Genomic DNA, 22,029 nt, shown 5'->3' with positions numbered 1-22,029 from the left:
GGAGCTTCCTGTCCTCCCGGCTTCGTGATTACGGCCTTTGATCCCGCTTAAAAAACATGCTGGCTCCAGCCTTTGCTCTTCGCCAAAGCTTCGATATAATAGTAATCGCCGTAAATCAGCGATACGTTGATGTTGGTATTGACTGGCTTATGACCGGTTGCGCCGAGCAGGATGCCTTCATACTCCGGCTTGTCGAGCGCACTGTAGTTGTTCGACAGCGAGCGAAGAATGCGCGTGGCCGCGCGCTGATATAAAGCGGCTTCCTCAGGAGCCACCTGCGACGCGATATCGATCAAGCCAGATGCTGCGCAGCTCGCCGCTGAGGTGTCGCGCGGCTCGTCCGTCAAGTCGGTCGCCGCACGGAAATCCCAATGCGGCACATCGTCTTCCGCCAACGCGCTGATGAAATAATGCGCCACCCCCTTCGCCGCATTCAAGTAACGTGCTTCTCCCGTAAAGCGGTAAGCGCAGCTCATCCCGTAGAGTGCCCAAGCTTGGCCCCGCGACCAGGACGATTGCGGTGCGAAGCCCTGTCCGCCGTCATAACGCTCCACTTCGCCCGTCTCCGGATCGAAGATAACGATATGATGCACCGAGCCGTCGCCTCGGATGAATGAGCGAAGCACCATATCTGCATGGGCGACCGCAATATGCTTGAAGCGCGGATCATCGCTTTCTTCACTCGCCCAGAACAGAAGCGGCAAATTCATCATCGAATCGATGATCGACCAACCTGTCTGGTTGCGGGGCCAGGCTCGAATGAACTGTCCTGCCGGGTTGTACCTGCCCGCCAGATAGTTGGCGGCGAACAGCCCGCGCCGCCTAGCGTCCGGGTCGCCGGTCAGCTTGTAGCGGATAACCGATGTCGGCAGGAACTGAAAGCCAACATCGTGGTGGAAGTGGTTGTCCCGCAAGTAACATTGCTCCATGCGTTCGTCCCAAGGCTCCGCCTCCTCCCGATAACGTTGCTCGCCGGTCATATCGTACAGAATCCACAGAATGCCCGGCCAGAAGCCTGAAATCCACTGATCCACTTTGATCTGGTCATATTTTCCCGCCGCCGAAACATGCGGCGCTTCTGTCCAGCCTGCTTCGATCATATGATCAACTTTAATCTTCACTTTATCCCACCAAGCCGACAGCTCGGATGGTTTCAGTTTCACATTTTCATTGCTCATCTCTGAATTCCACCCCTTCTCCTAACCTTTAATGGCACCGATCAAGGCGCCTTTCACGAAATATTTTTGCAATAGCGGATAGACCAGAAAAATCGGAAGGGTTGCTACCATAATCGTGGCGTATTTCAATGTCTCGCCCAATATGATGATCTCATCCTGGGAGGCTCCTTCCGCCATGGAGTTTGCCTCGCCAATAATCAAAATTTCTCGCAGGATCAACTGCAACGGATACAGCGACCGATCCTGAAGGAAGATCATGGCGTTAAACCAGGAGTTCCAGTGGCTTACTCCGTAATACAGGCCTACCACTGCAAGCACGGGCTTGCATAGCGGCAGGAAGATGCGGAACAGAATGCCAAAGTCGTTGGCGCCGTCGATCTTGGCCGACTCTTCCAGTGCATCCGGCACTGCCTCGAACGATGTTCGCATGATAATGAGGTTAAATGCGCTTATTGCGGTAGGCAGGATCAGCGCCCACAGTGTGTCCGTAATGCCCAACCCTCTGACCAGCAAGTAGAACGGAATTAATCCACCGCTGAAAAACATGGTAAATACGATAAACAACGTAAGCTGCTTGCGATATTGCAATGTTTTTCTGGACAAGGCGTATGCGGCAAAAGAAGTAAGCAGCAAATTGAGAGCCACGCCTACAATGACAATAAATAATGTGTTGCGGTAGCCGAGCAGGATCATCGGGTTGCTGAATACCGCCTCATATGTTTCAAGCGAGAAGCCCAGCGGCTTCCAAAGAATGCCCTTATGCGCCATCATCAGCGCTGGTTCGCTGAATGAAGCAAATGCCACGTATAGAATTGGGTACACTGTTACAATCATGAGCGCGGACAAAAACAACGTATTGCAAACCCGGAATATATGTTCACCCAAGCTTACTCGCATGCGAACCCTCCTCTACCACAAACCCGTATTGTTCAACTTCCGGCTTATCCAGTTGGAGCCGATAACAAGCGCGAAGTTAATCACGGAGTTGAACAATCCGACAGCGGAGCTGAAACTGAATTGAAAATCTTGAAGCCCGATCCGGTACACATACGAGGAAATGACATCCCCTGTCACATAAGTGGTCGGGTTGTACAACAGAATAACCTTCTCGAAGCCAACGCTCATAATTCGGCCAATGTTCAGGATGAGCAATATAACGAAAACGGGAAGCAGACCGGGTAGAGTAATATGAAGCATCTGCTTCCAGCGTCCACCCCCGTCGATCTTGCAAGCTTCATATTGCTCGAGATCGATCGCAGACAGCGCGGCCAAATAAATAATTGTACCCCAGCCTATATGCTGCCATATATTCGACGAAACGAAGATTGTCCGGAAAAAAGACGGCTCCAGCAGCATCGTAACCCGCTCACCACCGAAAAATGCGATAATATCGTTGATGACGCCGTCACTGCTCGTAAAATCTTTGATCATGCCGCAAATAATGACAAGCGAAATAAAATGCGGCAAATAAGTAATCGTCTGTACCGAACGCTTGAACAGTGCATTTTTCACCTCATTAAGCAACAAGGCGAGAATAAGCGGAGCGGGAAAACCGAAAATGAGATCGTACAAGCTAATCATCAGAGTGTTTTTTAACACCCGCCAAAAATACATCCCGCCAAAAAAGTCTTTGAAATGCTCAAGTCCTACCCACGCGCTGCCCCCGATTCCAAGCCGGGGGTTAAAATCCTTGAACGCAATAATCGAACCGTACATCGGGAAATAATGAAAAATAATGAAATATAACAAAACAGGAGTAAGCATCATGTACAAATACTTGTTCTTAACCATGTCTTTCGCAATATTAAGCGGCAGACGACCGGTATGCGTGACTTTGCTGCGTCCCAGCTTCAATTGAGCCATCTCCTACTCCTCCTATCCAAATCCAGCATTATCGGCAGGGGATGGCTGCACCATTCCCTTACCCCACGGCAGCCTGCAGCCAGCCGTGGGACGATACATGGAGTTATCTGTTGTTGTAGCGATCCAAAGCGCCTTGATAGATGTCGATTACATCACGAATCCCCATATCTTCCAGCTGCTTCACAAAGCTGTCGAACTTGTCGAGCGGCTCGTTGCCCATTACAAATTTGATGAACATTTCTTCCAGATACGTGTTGATTGCCGTCATCGTCTGCGCTACCTTCTTGCTCTCATCTACAGTAGGCGTAATGAACGCGGGCAAAATATGTTTCGCCGCATCGGTCTCCGACCAAATCTGGACCGCCTCGTCCTGTTGTGGGAATGTGTTGGTCGTTTTTTGCTCATGCATCGGAAATGGACCGTTTGGAACCGTATACTGCGCCAACATCTGCTGTGAAGTGTACTTATCGTTTTTTACGATCATATCGGTAAATTTCGGAACGCCGTTGTCCATCGTGTAGCTTTCGCCTTCAACGCCAAAGTTGTACATCATGGTTCCTTGCTCGCTAAATGCGAAGTCCAGCCATTTTACGATCGTTTCCAGGTCTTTTGCCGATGTCGTCACGGCCGCGCTTGCTTTCGGGTTATATTTGAAATCGCGCTGTCCGGTGAACGGTTTTTCGCCTGCTTTCAATACCGGATAAGGAGCCGCTACAAGATCAAAAGCCGGATTTTGGGCTTTTCCGGACTCCAGCCATTTGCCCATGCCGCCGCCCAGCAGGAACACAGTCGCGCCGGACTCGCCGTTCAGAAGCCGTTTATCCAGTGTGTCGCGCTCGACGATCGGGAAGTCTTTATCAATCAGCCCTTCGGAATACCACTGGCGGAACAGCGTCATAACATCCTTGTATTGCGGATCTAACGGACCGTATTTAACTTTGCCTTGGTCGTCAATATAGAAGCCGTGCGACGTTTTGTATGCGTCGAAGAACGCGTCCTGCAAATTCATTTTGTTCGCGTATAGCGCCGTCAGCGGTGCTACGGCGCCTTTTTTCTCTTTGAACGCAGTCAGAACCTTATGCCAATCGTCTATCGTTACAGGCAATTGCAGACCTAGCTCATCCAACCAATCTTTGCGCAGCATTGGTCCGCGGAAGACTAATCCTTCCTCGTTTCGCACCATCGGGAAGACGTAATATTGGCCACTGTCGGTTTTCACCATTTTATCCAGCTCTGGATTAGCTTCCAGCATCTTCTTCAGGTTAGGCGCATATTGGTCGATCAAATCGTTTAGCGGTACGATAACCCCGTCTGAAATCGCCTTTTCCGGTCCACCCGGATAAATACTCCAGTCGTACTCCAGCACATCCGGCAGCTTGCTGGAAGCCAGCAACAAATTAAACTGCTCTTCAGCTTGACTTTCGGTCGGATGGATGTAGTTCACTTTCACGCCGGTAGCTTCTGCAATCGCCTTCCCGATCGGCGCTTCCGCCAGATTCGTTGTAAATGTAATCAGGTTTCCGTTGATTGGAGCCCAGTATGAGAAAGTATCTTTCGTATCCAGCGGATACACCGGCATATCCGATCCCTCGTTGCCTTTGCTTACGCCATCGCCGCCCTTATTGCTGACGGCGCTTTGAGTCGGCTCTGTCTTATCCTTGTTTCCAGAGCCCCCATTACTGGAGCATGCGGTTAACAACAATGAAAGTACCATTGCGATCCCCAGTGTGAGCTGCAGCCTCTTATGAGTCTTGACGTTGCGATTTTTCGCCATTGTGCCCTCCGTTCTTTTCGTCTCGAATAAGTTGGTGTGAATACGCTTTCAACATATCGTTAATCCGGTGCCGCAAGCTATCGTTAAAACCTAAAATATACTGCAATTTCTCAAAAATGAGGGTAACAAAACCGTATGTTTGCTACTTTTTCTTGAAAAGAAAAGCCCTAGAGCTACTTGACTTCCCTGTAGCGCCCGGGCGTTATTCCTTCAAATTTTTTGAATATGCGGTGGAAGGTATTCACATCGTTGTAACCAACCTTCAGCGATATTTCGCTGACCGTATATTTCCCGCCGATAAGCAGCAATTTGGCCTGCACCAGCCGGGTCTTGTTAATATAATCGAGCAGAGATTCGCCGGCAAGTTCCTTGAACAGTTTGGAAACATACGACGGCGTCATGGAGAAGGCTTCCCCGATCATCGAAATGTTCAGGTTCTCGTCCTGGTAATACTCGTTGACATATTTCATGACCTTATCGATTAGCGGATTGCTGCAGTATTCGCGGTTGTTATTAACGTAGCCGCACAGAAGCTCTAGCATATCGTAAAGCTGGCTGCGCATCTCCCCTACCGTCTGGCATTGCATCAGGCGTTCGATGGCGCGCACTCCGTCAGGCATATCCGGCTTGCCCGCGATGCGGATTTCGCCGATTACTTTTTGCAGCGTAGCCATTAGATCGAACATGAGACATTTGGCAGTATGAAAAGGAAACGGCTCCGTCGTCACATTTTTCTGAATGATCTCCCCGACGAAGGCTTTCGCCTTATCAAGCTGCCCTTCGCGAATCATAACGATCAATTGCTGCTCGGCCTTGAGCGGATAAAAATAACCACCTGGAGCAGCCCCTAGGTTGTCGTTGCCGCTCAGGTCCCCATAATGAATAATGCCCCCGCTGCCTGCAATGATACGGTATTCCATCGCCTCAATCGCTTCCTGAAACGCCTGGAAGATGCCATATTCGCCCTCCTGTTGTGCGCTGATGGCAGCGGTCAACTGGACATGGGCATGATTGGAGATGAACGACATCGTTTCTTCCGCGATGTGCCCCAGCTCCCCCCGCTGTTCCGTCGGCGATGCAAGCTGATGGTTGACGATGCAGGCGAGCAACTCCTGGTCCAGCTCTACCGCATAGGCGTTTACTGACTTTCGCGCGACCTCCTCGACCACGTTGGCGATCAGGAATTGCAGCAACCGCTTATTATGGACCTGATCCTCATCCTTCCGATGGAACTTGCCGAAGTGCTCGATGCGCAGCAAAATAACAGAGAATCCGCCCAGCGGGAAACGCAGATCATAGGCTGAGAACGATTCGTGCAACGGGATATGGCTGTCGAGTTGCCCCTTCAGCAGCCGCTGCAAAAAGTGCGATCTGAGTGTATTGTTATGCTGATTCAGCTTGTAATGAAGCTCCTCCTTCTCATGGAAGGTGCTGCTCAGCGCCTGCTCCAGAAAGGAGTATTCATTGGAGCCGCGATCAAAGGTAAAACCCGCCTTGAACGACAAGCTCTGGATCAGGGCATGGATCGGCAGGTAGTTCCGTTTGAGGAGCCAATACGTCACGCCACCGCCAACAATAAGGCAAAGCAAGATGCTGGCGATCGTCAATTGCTCTACCACGTTCATCTTCTGGTGATATACGTTCGCCGGCAGCGTCATCACATATTTCCATCCCGTAATGGATGAGGTTGTGTAGGATGCAACAAGCCGGCGACCGGCAGTCTCGATCTCAAGTTGTCCCGATTCTTTCGACATATCGCTGTATAATAGAGCAGGTTCCGACAGCGACTCGCCCGTAGACGCAATGAACCGGTTGTCTTCATCCAGAATAAAGATCGTACCTTTCTCAGGCGCCGAAGCTTGCTCTAGCAGCTTACTGCGGTCAATCATGAACAGCAAGACAGCTCCAGGTTGATTCATGATTGTCGAGTTCACATTTTGGGCATACATGACCGTAGGCCGCCACTCATTCTCTTCAGACACAACAACGGAGTGGTAGCCTTTAATGTACCCTTGGTCAAAATATTCTCGTAACGACTGGAACGGCATATGCTCTTCAAGGCGAATATGGTCGTATAACGCTTCGATGTTCATACGGTTGTTGCGGGCGATGACCGTATCGCTATTTTTGTAGTAAATATAAATACCTTCAAGATAATCGTTAGCGATTTCGTATACGCGCAAATCATTAGCGATTTGGTATATATCGTAGTGGTCCGAATCAGACAGATTGGTATCGGCCGAGATAAATGCTGCGATTCGCCTGTTGAGGCTCACCTCGAGGCTTAGATTCTCGATTCCTTTGAACTGGCTATCTATGGCTTGCTCCATCTGAAGAAGAATAGATTGGTTGGCACGGTTAATTTCAGCCTTTACAACGTTCAGCGTCGCGCCGTATATAACGCCGCTGATCAGAATGGGCACGAGCAGCACCGAGACGTAGGAAAGCATCCAGGTCATGTATACGCTGCGATTTTTATGCCGGAGCTGCTTCAGATAGATTGTCCACCGGTTTCGAGTTTGGGCCATAGGTTCTCCTCCATGTTAGCTTTAGTCGGAATCGGGACCGACGTCAATTCTTGTCAGAATAGCCGGACAACGAATATCCGCGACATCCGCTTTATGATTGTTAATACAAACCGCCGGAGACGGCCGATATTCATAGATGGCCGGCTGCTCCTTGCCGCATATTCGATTGTAAGCGATTACACATTGCTCCGGCGCATAAGGAATCCGCTTGCCGAGCGTAATGCCGTGACGACAATTGACAATCGTATTATTCACTACACTGGCTCGATAGACGCGCCAATGTTTCCTCAGTTCCTCCTGCGTCGGCGCCTCGGGATAGCCGTCTGATCCGCCATCGTAGTTGCCGCCGTCAATGAGCAGCGCATCCAACGTCAAGTTTTCCATATAGTTATCAAAAATGTGATGGTCGTTGCCGTAAATGCGAAATCCGCCCATTTCTTCCTTCACGCCATCGCCGATAAATACATTATTATGAAAGCGATTTCCATGTCCGTGACGCGCTGTCACTTGGCCGGCGGAGTTAAGGAACGTGTTGTACCGAACTGTATTATAGCAGCTTTTTACCGAAATAATCTCGGGCTCTCCGTCGCAATTTTCAAACAGGTTGTGTTGAATGGTAATATAGCCGTTCGAGAGAGAGATGCCGGACAGGCCGAGCCGGATCGCTTCAAGCCCATTGACGACACGCGGGCCTATATGATGAAAATAATTATATTCAATGACATCATGCTGCGAGATTTGTTCACCGTCGCCATCAAAAATAACGAGCGGCCCGAGGTCGGCTTTTGGCCCGAACTCGTTGCGTTCGATCCGGTTCCAGCCGCTGCCGCTTCCCAGCACAGACAGCAGGCTATACTCCGCTCCAACCTGTCGCGGCTCAAATCTATTCCGTGCAATCCTCACATGCCGCGAACCGTCCAGAATGATAGATTCGCGCTGCTCGACCAGGAAATGCAGTCCCCATACCTCTACATAAGCAGAGTTCAAGATGCGTATACTTGATTCTCCAGCGATTATCGCTTTTCCTTTATTTACAGCGCGAATGCTTAATATTGTGGTGTCCGATCCTACTTTGCCTTCAATAATATAATCTTCATTCCGTTCGTAAACGCCGTCTGCCAACAAGATCGAAGAACCAGGTTCTGCCCGGCCAATGGCTGCCGCCAACTCGTCGCTACTCGATACCCAATAAATAGTAGTCATTTTCCCACCTGCTTCCTATAGAATAGACGGATATGAACCGCAGCCTCTTCAGGATCATATCCGCAACTTCACAACCTCTAGTATGAAAGATACGTTTCCCATGCCATAGTGTAAAAAAATGAAGCAATCATAAAAATGTAAACTGAGGCGCAAAATGAGCGGGAATTACCGCCTTGCAAGCTGTAAATCGCAACCTGCCGGTGTACAATAAATGAGAAAGGACGTATCCCGACACCAAATCGTGGATACGTCCCCATTGTTGTTGCCTGCTCTGCCGCCCGCTTACCCGAAAAAGAAGTACGCAACCTTCATCTCTTCTTCTTTCAACAGCAACTTTTGTGCCGCTTCGAGCAAAGGCGTGCGGTCATAGACAAGACTTTTCATCGCTATTTTGCCATCGGTAATCGTAAAATAGTGCGCTTCTTTCGATGGATCGTCGCGACGGCGGTAGGACACGCTTCCCGGATTCAGCCACAAACTGTCGTCACTCAAATAATGAATGCATCTGCGATGCGTATGTCCGAAAATAATGCGGCGATATTCTTTGGCCTCAATTGTCCTGACGTTGCGTTCCGCCCAGAAAGCATCGTACTTGGGCAAGCTATCAATCGTCAAATAGTTTTCGTACAGATGCTGCATTGTATAGCTATAGCCGTCCATCTCGAATGTGCGGTAGACCGGTATGCTTTCGAGGAAGGAAATTTCCGCTTCGCCGAGCAGCCTTGCATTGTAATGCGCCCACTTGATCTCATCCTCCGCCACATCGTGACCGCTATTGCCGTTTCGGTACAGGTCGATAATAATGTCGTCATGGTTGCCGCGCACACAATTCGCATCGTTCTTATGCACCCATTCGATAACTTCCCGCGGGAAAGGCCCGTAGTCTACAAGATCTCCCGCGCAATAAATCACGTCACAGTCGGATTCTGCTTTGCGGATCGATTCCAGCGTTTTGACGTTGCTGTGAATATCCGAAATAATTAAAGCTTTCATAATCGATTCAACTCCTTAAGATTCAACATTCTCAGCAGTACCGTCACCACATCCGCCCACGTAGCTGTATCGCCTGGCATGAAATGGTCCCGCGGCAGTCGCACCTCAATGATTCCGGCGGCAGACGCCAAGGAAACAGCCTGCCTTTCCCAGTCGGGGGTGTCTGCACTGTCCGCAAACCACTGCGGCGCTAGGACGCCGTCCACAACATTAGCCGGGACATAATTGGAGGCTGGTTGCGACGAATTGGCCGTAACGGAACATGCGTGTAACCCTATTTGATCATTCCCGTCAATCGGTAGCCTTCGGACAATATTCAGGCTGTGGACATTGCGTATCAGGCTGTTCTCTTCGTTTTTTAATTCCATGTTCAATCGGTTCACCCCCGGCAAATGCGGAATGCTGTCTCCCGAAGACAGCAGCAAACACTCCGACATTCGGATTTAAGTGTTCTCCCATTTGTCGAGTGCACTCTCCCTCCTTTATATAAAAAGATGAAACCTTGATAAATCGTCAAAAGCTAAAATCGCCCTCAAATATTCTAACTTCTTATCTCCAATTTTTGGAATGAACATCAAATCTTAAAAAAGTCACTCACATCTCACGAATATGCATAGAAACATCTTTGGAGCTATTTTTATATACAGCATTCAATGTTCTTAAAACAAAAGTATCAACAACATGATCCTTTTCATTTGGAGAAATAAACAAAACGACATCCGACCTTAGATGTTTTAGCAAGATTTCATTTTCGCAACTCCCTATGTTTATTTTAATTATTATGTTTCTTGCCCTGGTCATATATTGCTTGAAGCCAATTTTGTAGTATAGTTGGGGACCCGCCAACATTTTAACGAAAATATACGCTTAGCCCTGAATCGCGTCCAGCTTGGTGTATTCTCATACTCTTAGGTGGTCCGGGACGTGTCACGAGCGGACGCAACGAAACGTATTGGACAATCATTCGGCAACATTAACGCGGTACTGTATTAAATGGTTATGATATAAAAAAAGCTGTCGAGACTTCTTGACAGCCGTGCCGCGATTATCGCGGTTTCTATATGTTGCGTGTTTGTTCTTCACTCCCACCAATGCTTCATTTCACTGAATCCAACGTCCCATAGTTTAGCGTTCCCGGAAACGATAATCGTAATTTCGTTCACCTTGTCATAAAATGGTATATTTAAAGGTTCTGCTCCATTATTATATTGTTCATTGTACTGATAATGAACTCTTTGGTTTCCATCTACCAATATAGTGAGTTCTCCCTTGGAATCTCCCTTGTCTGGAATGCCAAAATAAGAATAGAACGTCACATCTTTTTTGTTCCCCAAGATGTAGGTGTATGATTTTCTTTTATCCCCTTCACTGTAATACACGTTCATTTTGGGTTCTATTTTCTTGCCTGCTACGGTGAAACTTGGAAGATTTTCAGTCATAGGCATGGTTCCATTCATTTCTTTCACATCGTGTAATGCTTGAATTGGGCTTTCTCTTTTCGCTACAACATAATTGATGGTTTCCGAGATCACGATTACTCCAACAAGAAGAACACCAATAGATAGGGCTGAAGCAATAAGCTTTTTATAAGAAATTTGTGAAGAACATCCAACTTTATAGGCGATAAATCCTATCGCTGCACCTAATGTATTGGATATAACATCATCTACATCAAAGCTGCCAAGATGAGTTAAAGCCTGCATCGTTTCCAGAACGAGAATCGTCAAGACAAAAAAGGATATGAACTTCCCAAAACTGGAACGATACAACAGAGGAATTACTACTCCAAAAGGGATAAAGGCAGCAATGTTTCCAAAGTTGAATACCCATGAAAAAGTTAGTTTTGGAAATCGAAGTGGAACTCCTTCTGGAACAAGTATAAATGTGTATCCATAATCGCTGTTCCAATGATCTAATCTACTGAAAGCAAAAAACATAAAATATAATATCAACAGCGTGTACAAAATTGTTCCTACAAAGAGGAGTTTCCGTAATTTCACTTCCATAATATCTCCTTTAATAATTCATCGATGGGTTTAGTATATCTTCCCAAAATGACATTAAAGTGACATTGAAGTGACATTTTAGTCACTTAAACGCTTATTAAATGATTTGTTTGTAAAATTGAATCCGAAATCATGCCTTTATTCATCCCACTCTGGACATGAATACCTCCATCTTTCTTGGTTTAATGCTGTGAGCCATCGAAAGACCAATGTTAATCCTACCCTCTCTAGCATTCTTTTCTTATAAAGCGTAATTGGGACCATGTTTTTGTCCCTCGACTATTGTTGTCTGATGACAAGAATATAGTCCGATTACCTCTATATCTCTTCTTTCTCTGCATACAAAAAAGGCTGATCTTTAACAAATAAAAGATCAGCCTTTTTCTAATTGTCCTTTTTAAGAATTTAATCCGAATCTATGTTTAATCATCGTCGTAGTATAGTCTTATTCAACTAAAGCACCCGCTAGTAGAAGAGCAACACTAATAAATTATACAAAGAATGAATAATAATTACTGACCAAAGAGAATTACTTTTCTTATATACAAACCCAAATATAATACTCAACACATAAACTGTTAATATGGAACTTAGAATATAAGGGAATTCAAACAGACCTTTATAAAACCAAATAGGAAAATGAATCGATACAAAGAGTAAAGCTGTAACTGTATTTGCTATCCAGAATCTAAAAGAATCCATAAGTTTTCTTAATAAAAAACCTCTAAAGACAATTTCCTCAGTAATACCAACCAATAGAATAGTATTAAGCCATCCGTTAAATCCTATTTGAAAATCGATATTATTATTTAAAACGATAAGATTTATTACAAAATAGTATAATATCAAGGCTAAGGATACCCAACCTGTCCATTTTAGACTTTTTCTAAAGTTATGATGTAACTGTAAATAGGAAAATGGTTTACTTTTTTCCATAATTATAACTAATAAAATAACAGGAATGACCCAAATAACTATTTTAATAGTGGCTGATGTTATAGCTCTTGGAACGGGTTCCATCAAATCTAAATATTGAACCAACCATAATTCTCTGATACACCATAGGGCGTAAAATATTATGAAATATACCCAAATATAATTTTTATTTACTTTGAATTCTATCAGATACTCCTCCTTTACTTCTTCGACAATCCTGCCCCGTTAGTTGAATAAGATATAATTATTTAAAAAAACTAGGCATCTCGTTTACGGTAAAATACAATAGCTACTGTAATAAAGCTCAGTGTCCATAACATTGAAATACCTGTCCCTTGCATTGGTGTAAGGACACTTATTTCATCAGAGGAAGACGGCATATACATATAAGATCCTGCCGTATCCGGAAAATAATTTAAAAAATTTTTATTACTAGGTAGAAAAATCCTCGTCAATGGACTGACAATGAAATAATAACCAAGCAGTACCACTAAAGCAGGAGTGGTTCGTCTTAATAAAGCACCTACAGCTGCACTGAGAAGTGTGGTTAATGTTAGATAGCCCGTTGCACCTATTAATGTTGTTATCATTGTGTCTATCACTACTGTTGTGTCTCTCATCATAATAAAAGTATAGAGTACACCAGATGCAGCAATAATAAACGCCACAGGAATGGTTATAATCGCCAATGCCAAATGCTTCGTGGATAATTGAAACCCACGCCAAGGTATCGTAATTAAAGTAGTTCGAATCTGTCCACCAGTATACTCCGAACAAGTAGCTAAGATTCCAAGAATAATGAACCCTGCTTGAAGATATCCCATAGAAGCAAGTCCTATATTCAATATATTTTGCGTACCTGTTGCCCCTTGTACACCAACAGAAGTAAAAGCTGCGGCTAAAACTAAATTTAGAATGAATGTACCCATAAGAGTGAACCATATCAATGGTAATGTAACTAATTTATCCAGTTCAGCACCAAGGATTTGTGTTAACTTTCTACTAGATGAGACACTCATGCTGCAACATCCCTCCTATGGAATACAACAGCTGCAACAATGAAAAAAACGACTACCCAGGCAAACATGACTAAACCGCCTGTGAAGGGGGTGTGAAACCCGTCGAATAAAGTACCTGTGGACGTGTTGTCCGTAAACATAAACATTTCAGCGCCAGCCCTATCTGGTAAGTAAAACGCCAACTTTGTAACCCTATACAACAGGACACTAAATGATACAACGGATGAATTTATTATGAGCACAGCAAGCGGGAGGATGCCATTCTTAGTTAGAAAAGTAATTCCAAGTGCTAAAAGAGCAGTGAATGTCCAGTAACAAACTGCACCGATAAGTCTGGACCATTCAAATGCGGGGGCATATTCACCAAGAATAAGATGCGTTGCTGACACAGTTGTCATAATAGCAACAATACAAAGCAGTATGCTGATCACAGTCACAGCACCTGCTTTTGCCAGTAAAAAATGAAACCGGGATGAAATAACAGTTAAACTCGTTGTTATCTGTAGTCCTCTACCAGATTCACTGCTCTCTGTCAAATACTCACTGCTGACAGCAAGCACACCAAGAATAATAACGCCTTGCACACCAAGAGCTAACCCGATATAGCCAACTTCCGATAGCCGTGTGCTAACTCCAGCTATAATCTCCTCTTTTTGTGCTATGCTGTCCAAGGCAGCAATAAGCGCTGGTGCAAACGCTCCAATGAGAAAAGCAAGCCAAATACCCGGTAAGGAGAACAATTTAGATAGTTCCGCGTTAAATGCTCTCATACAACATCACCTGTATTTTCAGATGTCAGGGCAAAAAAGGCTTCCTCCAGTGTGGAATGGTTACCTATTACTTCTTCCAATGTTCCATCTGCAACGATGGTTCCATGCTTAATAATCACCACATCATCAACCGTCTCTGCAAGCTCTCCCATTAGATGACTGGATAATAACACCGTATTTCCAGATTCAGCACGTTCACGTAAAAATGTCCGAATCCACCGAATTCCTTCTGGGTCGAGCCCATTTACGGGTTCATCTAAAATCAATATTTTTGGATCACCGAGTAGCGCAGCTGCTATTCCAAGTCTTCTCCCCATACCAAGAGAAAACTGCCCAACTCTTTTCCCGGCTGCATTAGTTAGACCTACTATTTCCAAAACTTCCTCGACACGTGAGTTAGACAATCCTGCAGAACGTGCAATCCAACGCAAGTGTGCCCGTCCTGTTCGCATACGATGAGCTCCAAAGCCATCAAGTGCGGCACCTACTGTTACTAGAGGATTATGTATTTCTGCGAATGGCTTTCCATTAATGAGTGCACTCCCTGAGGTAGCGCGGTCTAATCCAAGCAGGATGCGAAGTGTAGAACTTTTACCTGCCCCATTTGGACCTAAAAAACCAGTTACTCTACCTGGTCTAGCTTTAAAACTGATACCTGATAAGATTTCCCTAGTTCCGCGATGTTTGACTAAGTTATTAATTGTAAGCAACCATAACACTTCCTTTCTGTTATGGTTCTAATTATAAAGAAGCAAAGTTACATCTCGGTTATCATGCTGTTTACTTCTGGGTTAACTTTAGGTTAAGATCTTCCGATAGCTACTCTTGTGCCACTATCATTTGATGTAAAATCAGCTTTCAGCTTCATTTTTTTCAACATATAATTTGAAGTCGATAAACCAATCCCCGCCCCACGCTCATAGGAAGAGTTATCCATACCTGGACCTCTGTCTGCAACAATGATTTGTTCTTTTTCTACATCAACCACAATATTTACATATTTCCCCTCTGCTGCATGACGAAGAATATTCTGAAATAAATTATCCAGAACCCGTGTCATCCATTTAGGATCTGCTTCCCAATAAAAAGTAGCCTCTGTCGGTAAATCAACCTCGATCTGGATTTCTTTTTCTTCAAATACAGGATACCACGCAGCAACAGATGCTCTTACTAAACGTCCAATATCTGTTGAAGTGGGCCTAAAAGGATGTTTCCCTGATGTAAGCAATGTATAGGAAAGTAAATCATCCATTAGATCCCCCACTCTTGTAATCGTATTATTCATTTCTGTTAATGAATTTTGTCCTTCTAGACTCATTGATTCTTTATTTAATCGGGTGACATGTCCTCTCAAAATGGTAAGTGGCGTTCGTAAGTCGTGAGATAAATTCGCTATGAGTCGATGTCGTAACAATTCCTCTTCATGTTCTCGCTTGCGGCTGTCTTCAAGCTGCTGAATCATCCAATTAAAAGAATTGCCTAACTGGTCTATTTCATCCATACGATCACTTTGAACAGATATTGGTCTAGGAAATGAGTTATGATTAGCTGAAAATGACATGGCCTCCTGTAAGCGGGTGAGACGTTTACGAAGTCTTAAGAAGAAAATCCAAGATATTACAACAAATGCGACAATAATAAAACCAAACAAAAGTAGTACAACGTAAAATAGATTTAACGCATTCAGCTCTTCTCCATTAATAGGAGATTCAATGAACGCAGATAAGAAAATAAGTATAATTGGAGGTAAAAAGATAAATAGAAAATGTCCTTTTAGAAAATGACGAAATAATGATTTAGTCTGTTTCATAGTTTCACCCGATAGCCTATTCCCTTCAACGTTTCAATAATCTCTGGGGAATCTGGATGACGTTCCAACTTTTGACGCAGTCGATGGATATGTACCATTAGTGTTTTATCGCCAGTTATATATGTTTCTTCCCAGATGGCTTCATAGATTTGTTCTTTTGGTAAAACTTGATTAGGGTGGCGTAAGAAGTACATTAAAATATGATGTTGCTTCCCTGTTAATATAATTTCTTCTCCTGTGCGTTTGTCAAATACCATTTGGCCTTCTGAATCTACTTCAATATAATTTCCTAATGAAATGCGATCGGAATGCGTTCCGCCATTTCGACGGATTAGTACTTCTAATCTTGCAACTAATTCATCCGTATGGAATGGTTTCGTTAGATAGTCATCAGCAAATTGTAAACCTTCTACCTTATCATCTATCGATGTTCGAGCTGTTAACAGCAAAATAGGAACAGCAGGAGCTGCCTTTTTTAATCGTTTCCCCACTGTAAATCCGTCTAAACCGGGTAACATGATATCCAAAATAACGATTTCATGCTGATTTACTTCTTTTTCAGCGCCTTCACCAGAAAGCAGCCACTGAACTGAAAATCCCCGCTGTTCCAATTCTTCTTTTAGAAAGCTGCCTATTTTCTCATTATCTTCAATGTATAATACGTTTCTTTTCAAGTAACATCCCTCGCTCTAAATTGAATTCACTATTAGACAGATTAACACAATCTAAAAAATATTTGTTTAGATGCTCATGAAATCGGCAGTGGGATCAAGTTCTTGTCTTAAGCAAAGGACAAGAACTTGATCCCATAAAACAGAAAAACCGCGCCAGGCGCGGATTCTAATGGGACTATGTTATTGTTCACCGACACCAATCCATAGTCCAGATATTGAGCCTCCGACCGTTTCAAAATAAAAGCCCTAATCAATCAGCAATTTTCTGGCCGCCTGCATCATTTTTTTCGGTCAGATCGGGTGCGGAGCGCTGCGCGGAAGGTGCATTCTTGACGGATATGGAGACACTGCCTCCATCGCCCGATGTAACTTTTGGCACACCCATATATGACAATGCTTCGGATACGATCTCTTTAAACACCGGCCCCGCCGCAGCACCACCGCCAGCAGCATTAGCAGGCTCGTCAATGCCGACATAAACCACAATCTTCGGATTATTAGCCGGTGCGTATCCGAGAAAGGACGAGTGCACCTTATCGCGGTCATACCCTCCCTTACCGTCAGGTTTAATCGCCGTACCGGTCTTACCTGCTACACTATAGCCTTCAATGTATGCATGGCGGCCAGTTCCATGGACCAGGTCTGCAACGACCTGCTCCAGATAGCTGCTTGTTTCCCTGGCGCTTTCCTCGGAAATAACCTGACGTACCACCTGGGGCTGGGTTACGGTAGTCTTGCCGGTATTCGGATCGGTGGTCGCCTTGACCACGTGCGGCACCATCAGTTTTCCGCCGTTGGCGATGGCCGAGATGGCGGTAAGCTGCTGAATCGGAGTAACAAGCACTTTGCCGTGCCCGAATGCAATCGTCGCGTTCTCTGAAGCATTATTCGGAGTCGGATTGACGATTCCGCTGATTTCGCCCGGCAGGTCAATACCTGTAAGATCGTTAAATCCGAAATCATCCACGTATTGCAGCAGCCTTTCCGGACCGAGCATTTCATAGCCAAGCTTGACGAAGGCCACGTTACTTGACCGCTTCACGCCTTCCAGGAAGGAGATTTCGCCATAACCGCTTCTCTTCTGGTCATACAGCGGCTTGCCGTACCCCTTGATGCGGATAGAACCGGACATGAAGGTTGCGTCCGAATCGAACAAATTCTCCTCCACCGCTCCGGCAAGAGGTACAATTTTGAACGTGGAGCCTGGTTCAAATCTTGTTTTGATGGCATGGTTGAAGAATACCCCTGGATCAGAGGCATATTTCCAGAACTCATTCGGGTTAAAGGTCGGCATATTCGCTAGCCCCAATATCTCCATGGTGCTGGGATCCGCGGCAATTACCGTAATACTCTTGGGTTTATATTCTTCATAGGCCTTCTGCATTGCCTGCTCGATATAATACTGGATTGTGCTATCAATCGTCAGCTTGAAAGTACTTCCATTGACCTCCGGCTGGTAAGTGTCCTCCGAGTCAGGCAGCTTGATGCCTTTGGCGTCGCTCTGGTAGAATAGCTTACCATCCGCGCCCTTAAGCTGCTTGTCAAAATACTTTTCGAACCCCATCACCGCATTGCCATCGCGGTCCGTATAACCCAATATATGTGCGGCCAGTGTTTGTTGCGGATAATAGCGCTTCTGCTCCCTAATCAGGCCAACGCCAGTCTCCAGAGTGTCATGTTCATCCTTCAGTTTCTCAATGAACTCGTTGACCTTGTCGCGCAGCTCCTGGTCTATCTTCCAGCCTTCATTACGGATCTCCCGGTTCTTCAGATACTTTCCGTTCTCGTCTTTGGCTTCCACGAGCGCCTTAAGCTCATCCTCAGGCTTGCCGAGCAGTTCATGTAGGCCGGTGATAACTTCTTCCCCGATACTGAGAGCGGTAATCGCTTCCGGATTGACCACTACCGTGTAGGCCGGCACATCGCTAGCCAGCATCCTGCCGTTGCGGTCCTCGATCGTGCCACGCACCGCTTTAAACACCGAAGTATGGGCCCATTGCTTTGCGGCCTTGGTTTGCCAGAAATCACGATCCAGCACCTGAATCCAGAACACTCTGCCGAGCAAAACAAGAAAAAAGAGGGTAATACACCCTCCTATAAACAGCGTACGAAGTTTTATTCTCTTCACCATAAGCAAACCCCACAAACATATATATTGCAATTTTCGGCAAATCGCTCGTTAATAGTCACCGCGTTTTGTTCGCTGATATGAATGGTATCGTCGGCATTCGCCTCCTGATATCCCATATCCATGGCTAGCTGAACAACCTTGGCACGGGATTGCTGTTTTTCCTTGTCCCAGTAAGGCTCATTATTGTAGGCATAGGTAATGCCAGGTTTTTTATTAGTTTGATAAATGATCACCATAATGAACACCAGGCTCGTTACACATTGTACAATGTATAACAAGGTAAAAACAACCATTTTTGTGAATCCTTTGTCACTACGCTATTTCGGGAACTTAGGCTACATGTAATAGACAATTGGAACATCTTTGTGAATTCTCCATTTCACTGTATGCGGTCATTCAGATAAGGAGCGCTGAGCCAGTATGAGGTTGAGCAAAAATAAATTCAACGGCTGCCTGCTCGGCTTTATCGATGTAATCAGCTCAAATTCCAGAGTAATCTGCTAGAGTTATTCCTTTCCTTCAAGGGTGAAGGATTTAAAATTGTGGCGGCTTTTATCTTTTCAATTACCGCCATTTATGCCAAGAGATTAACAGCGTCTATTGATGTCCTGATCGTATCCGGCGCCAGTCTGTTCACCGATGGACTGATGCTCATTTTTCTGACTATGCTATGAAACCGTATGAATATTTCTTTTTCTTTTTGGATGATTCCAGAATGTTCCTCGTGCCATCTAATCCAGAATGACCATGTTGTTTACTATAATCTATTTAGTGTAAACGCTTTTATTTTATGAACATTACTTTTTAATTTATTTTAAAACACCTAGACACGGCGAAAATAGTTGTGTTACATTTGTGTGAATAAAGGAATACTGTTTGGCTGGTGATTTGTAACCTGTAGGTGAAAAGTGACGTTGAAGATGCGATGATTTCCTACTGAAGCGCGTACCTTCAAATCTCTTCAGCATATATGTAAAATGTCACTTCCGCCCTAAAGTTAAAGCGCTTAAACTTTAAGAGCACGAATAGCACTTATTGTTAAGCGTTTTACTTTGGAGATCAGTCTAAAGGGAAGGAGGATTCATTGACGTTAATTAAACTAACCATCACTAAAGGAGGAATTTTTGTGTACTCATTGAAATCGACCTCAGGCACAATGAAAGTGATGTTACTTGTCATGCTTTCGGCGGTTATGCTTCTAGCGACATTAGCCGCCCCTGCACCGCTTCAACAGAAAGCTCATGGAGCGGGTGAATTGAAACCGTTTCCTCAACAAGTCAGCTATCCGGGTATCATTAAACCAAACCACGTCAGTCAATCCTCGATGAACAGTTCTGTATCTTCCTACTATGACTATTGGAAGGCTACTTATCTTAAAAACAACTTGTCCTCGCTGCCCGGAGGGTACTATGTAAAAGGTGATATTACTGGCGAAGCGGACGGCTTCGATCCTCTCGGCACATCGGAAGGCCAAGGATACGGTATGGTTATTACCGTGCTAATGGCTGGATACGATACGAATTCCAGAACAATCTATGACGGTTTGTTCAAAACGGCTAGAGCGTTCAAGAGCTCTAATAATCCGAACCTGATGGGATGGGTAATAGCAGATAGTACTGGGGCTCAAGGGCACTTCGGTTCAGCAACAGATGGGGACCTCGATATCGCTTACTCCCTTATTCTAGCTGATCGCCAATGGGGCTCGACTGGAACGATCAATTATTTGGCTGAAGCCAAAAAGATGATTGGCGCTATTAAGCTTAGCAATGTGACAACTAACAACAGGCTGAACCTTGGTGACTGGGATACGAAGAGCGCCTTGAATACGCGTCCCTCCGACTGGATGCTCAGTCATCTACGGGCTTTCAATGAAGTTACTGGAGATTCAACTTGGCTAAATGTCATCAACAATCTGTATAACGTATACAGCCAATTTACAGCAGCTTATTCGTCTAGCACAGGTCTGATTTCGGACTTTGTGGTAGGCAACCCGCCTAAGCCGGCCCCCCAAAACTATTTGGAAGAGTTCCCTGAAACAAATGAATACAACTACAATGCAAGCCGTGTACCACTTCGTATCGTAATGGATTACGCCTTGTACGGAGACACCCGTGGTAAGGATATCGCTAATAAAATGGTAGTATGGATCAAAGGAAAAACAGGCAACAATCCGAACAATGTGAAGGACGGTTACCAACTGAACGGTTCGAATCGCGGTACTTATGCGACAGCGGTATTCGTAGCGCCTTTTATCTCCGCAGCGACGACTACAAACACGCATCAAGCTTGGGTCAATGCAGGATGGGACTGGATGAAGAACAAAAAAGAAAGTTACTTCAGCGACTCCTTTAACATGCTGAACCTACTGTTCATCTCGGGGAACTGGTGGAAGCCTACCTACAGTGCAGCGGATACTCAAGCTCCCTCGGATCCAACGAATCTGACCGCAACAGCAGCTTCAAGCAGCCAAATTAATCTGAGTTGGACTGCTTCTACCGATAATGTCGGTGTAACAGGCTACCGGGTGTTCCGTGGCGGCGTGGAAGTAGGAGCGCCTACAGACACATCCTTCAGCGATACCGGACTTACCGCATCGACAGCTTACAGCTATATGGTAAAAGCTGTCGATGCCGCAGGCAACCTGTCTGCTAACAGTAATACCGCATCAGCAACTACAAGTTCAACTCCTGCTGCCGGTATCAACCTTGCGCTGGGCAAGACAGCGGTAGCCAGTTCTATCGAAGGTGTAGGATTTGAAGCTTCCAAGGCAACAGACGGCAACTCTACTACCCGTTGGGCGAGCATCGAAGGAAGCAACAATGAATGGATTTACGTCGATCTGGGCGCAACCCAAAGCGTAAACCGCGTCAAGTTGAATTGGGAAGACGCTTACGCTAAAGGCTACAAAGTTCAGGTGTCTAACGATGCAACAACATGGACGGATACTTACGTAACAACGACCGGTAATGGTTCTATTGACGATATTACATTTACCGCAAATAGCGGACGTTACGTCAGAGTGCTCTGTACTGCTAGAGGGACAGTATACGGATATTCGATATTCGATTTTGAGGTTTACAGCTCTTAATTGAACAAATCCTGGCGGATATGAATCTGTCAGGATTTGTTTGTCTAAAAGAGCAG

Annotated in this window: 20 protein-coding genes and 1 pseudogene; 3 read left to right on the top strand and 18 right to left on the bottom strand. The window is 45.3% G+C overall.

Going from position 1 to position 22,029, the window contains the following annotated elements; translation table 11 throughout:
• Positions 1 to 47 precede the first annotated feature (47 nt).
• From PAENI_RS14425 to PAENI_RS14345, 18 genes are all read right to left on the bottom strand, one after another.
• Positions 48 to 1,178 (bottom strand): glycoside hydrolase family 88 protein, encoded by a 1,131-nt coding sequence (locus tag PAENI_RS14425; protein WP_149645768.1) that lies wholly within the window; start codon positions 1,176 to 1,178, stop codon positions 48 to 50.
• A gap of 21 nt (positions 1,179 to 1,199) precedes the next feature.
• Positions 1,200 to 2,075 (bottom strand): carbohydrate ABC transporter permease, encoded by an 876-nt coding sequence (locus PAENI_RS14420; protein WP_042188472.1) that lies wholly within the window; start codon positions 2,073 to 2,075, stop codon positions 1,200 to 1,202.
• Between the two features lie 12 nt (positions 2,076 to 2,087).
• Positions 2,088 to 3,041, bottom strand: coding sequence for an ABC transporter permease (locus tag PAENI_RS14415; protein WP_149645767.1), 954 nt, complete (start codon positions 3,039 to 3,041; stop codon positions 2,088 to 2,090).
• Positions 3,042 to 3,144: 103 nt separating this feature from the next.
• On the bottom strand, positions 3,145 to 4,815 hold the full coding sequence (locus tag PAENI_RS14410; protein ID WP_149645766.1) for a type 2 periplasmic-binding domain-containing protein: 1,671 nt from the start codon (positions 4,813 to 4,815) through the stop codon (positions 3,145 to 3,147).
• 173 nt (positions 4,816 to 4,988) lie between these two features.
• Positions 4,989 to 7,343, bottom strand: coding sequence for an AraC family transcriptional regulator (locus PAENI_RS14405; protein ID WP_149645765.1), 2,355 nt, complete (start codon positions 7,341 to 7,343; stop codon positions 4,989 to 4,991).
• 21 nt (positions 7,344 to 7,364) lie between these two features.
• Complete coding sequence (locus tag PAENI_RS14400) at positions 7,365 to 8,546, bottom strand: polysaccharide lyase 6 family protein (protein WP_149645764.1); 1,182 nt, start codon at positions 8,544 to 8,546, stop codon at positions 7,365 to 7,367.
• A 282-nt stretch (positions 8,547 to 8,828) separates the two neighbouring features.
• Positions 8,829 to 9,539, bottom strand: a complete 711-nt coding sequence (locus PAENI_RS14395; RefSeq protein ID WP_149645763.1) for a metallophosphoesterase family protein — start codon at positions 9,537 to 9,539, stop codon at positions 8,829 to 8,831.
• Positions 9,536 to 9,745 (bottom strand): hypothetical protein, encoded by a 210-nt coding sequence (locus tag PAENI_RS14390; protein WP_149645762.1) that lies wholly within the window; start codon positions 9,743 to 9,745, stop codon positions 9,536 to 9,538. The genes PAENI_RS14395 and PAENI_RS14390 overlap by 4 nt, the downstream gene beginning before the upstream one ends.
• A gap of 85 nt (positions 9,746 to 9,830) precedes the next feature.
• Positions 9,831 to 9,998, bottom strand: a complete 168-nt coding sequence (locus PAENI_RS31830) for a hypothetical protein (RefSeq protein WP_188114572.1) — start codon at positions 9,996 to 9,998, stop codon at positions 9,831 to 9,833.
• Positions 9,999 to 10,618: 620 nt separating this feature from the next.
• On the bottom strand, positions 10,619 to 11,545 hold the full coding sequence (locus PAENI_RS14385) for a VanZ family protein (protein ID WP_149645761.1): 927 nt from the start codon (positions 11,543 to 11,545) through the stop codon (positions 10,619 to 10,621).
• Positions 11,546 to 12,010: 465 nt separating this feature from the next.
• Positions 12,011 to 12,586 carry a CPBP family intramembrane glutamic endopeptidase gene (locus PAENI_RS14380; protein ID WP_149645760.1) on the bottom strand — a complete coding sequence of 192 codons (576 nt, stop codon included), beginning with the start codon at positions 12,584 to 12,586 and terminating at the stop codon, positions 12,011 to 12,013.
• A gap of 152 nt (positions 12,587 to 12,738) precedes the next feature.
• Entirely contained in the window at positions 12,739 to 13,500 is a 762-nt protein-coding gene (locus PAENI_RS14375) for an ABC transporter permease (protein ID WP_149645759.1), read from the bottom strand.
• Positions 13,497 to 14,270, bottom strand: a complete 774-nt coding sequence (locus PAENI_RS14370) for an ABC transporter permease (protein ID WP_149645758.1) — start codon at positions 14,268 to 14,270, stop codon at positions 13,497 to 13,499. The genes PAENI_RS14375 and PAENI_RS14370 overlap by 4 nt, the downstream gene beginning before the upstream one ends.
• A complete protein-coding gene (locus PAENI_RS14365) occupies positions 14,267 to 14,989 on the bottom strand; it encodes an ABC transporter ATP-binding protein (protein WP_486187764.1) in 723 nt (240 codons plus the stop codon). The genes PAENI_RS14370 and PAENI_RS14365 overlap by 4 nt, the downstream gene beginning before the upstream one ends.
• An 83-nt stretch (positions 14,990 to 15,072) precedes the next feature.
• Positions 15,073 to 16,080 (bottom strand): sensor histidine kinase, encoded by a 1,008-nt coding sequence (locus PAENI_RS14360; protein WP_149645756.1) that lies wholly within the window; start codon positions 16,078 to 16,080, stop codon positions 15,073 to 15,075.
• Entirely contained in the window at positions 16,077 to 16,754 is a 678-nt protein-coding gene (locus PAENI_RS14355; protein WP_149645755.1) for a response regulator transcription factor, read from the bottom strand. Before PAENI_RS14355 ends, PAENI_RS14360 begins: the two co-directional genes overlap by 4 nt.
• Positions 16,755 to 17,004: 250 nt before the next feature.
• Positions 17,005 to 18,885 carry a peptidoglycan D,D-transpeptidase FtsI family protein gene (locus PAENI_RS14350; RefSeq protein WP_149645754.1) on the bottom strand — a complete coding sequence of 627 codons (1,881 nt, stop codon included), beginning with the start codon at positions 18,883 to 18,885 and terminating at the stop codon, positions 17,005 to 17,007.
• Positions 18,879 to 19,178, bottom strand: a complete 300-nt coding sequence (locus PAENI_RS14345; protein ID WP_149645753.1) for a hypothetical protein — start codon at positions 19,176 to 19,178, stop codon at positions 18,879 to 18,881. The genes PAENI_RS14350 and PAENI_RS14345 overlap by 7 nt, the downstream gene beginning before the upstream one ends.
• A 249-nt stretch (positions 19,179 to 19,427) precedes the next feature.
• Between PAENI_RS14345 and PAENI_RS32625 the strand changes: the two genes are divergently transcribed.
• From PAENI_RS32625 to PAENI_RS32615, 3 genes and pseudogenes are all read left to right on the top strand, one after another.
• Positions 19,428 to 19,559, top strand: coding sequence for a hypothetical protein (locus PAENI_RS32625; protein ID WP_262495608.1), 132 nt, complete (start codon positions 19,428 to 19,430; stop codon positions 19,557 to 19,559).
• A gap of 572 nt (positions 19,560 to 20,131) precedes the next feature.
• Positions 20,132 to 21,280, top strand: a pseudogene (locus PAENI_RS32620) (family 8 glycosyl hydrolase); the annotation flags it as partial.
• Positions 21,257 to 21,973 carry a galactose-binding domain-containing protein gene (locus PAENI_RS32615; RefSeq protein ID WP_262495612.1) on the top strand — a complete coding sequence of 239 codons (717 nt, stop codon included), beginning with the start codon at positions 21,257 to 21,259 and terminating at the stop codon, positions 21,971 to 21,973. The pseudogene PAENI_RS32620 and the gene PAENI_RS32615, both read left to right, overlap by 24 nt.
• Positions 21,974 to 22,029: the final 56 nt, after the last annotated feature.

It is taken from the genome of Paenibacillus sp. B2(2019) (assembly GCF_008370385.1).
GTDB lineage: Bacteria > Bacillota > Bacilli > Paenibacillales > Paenibacillaceae > Paenibacillus_AQ.
The sequence above is the reverse complement of the archived record's forward strand: the minus strand, read 5'-3'. Positions and strand labels throughout refer to the sequence as shown.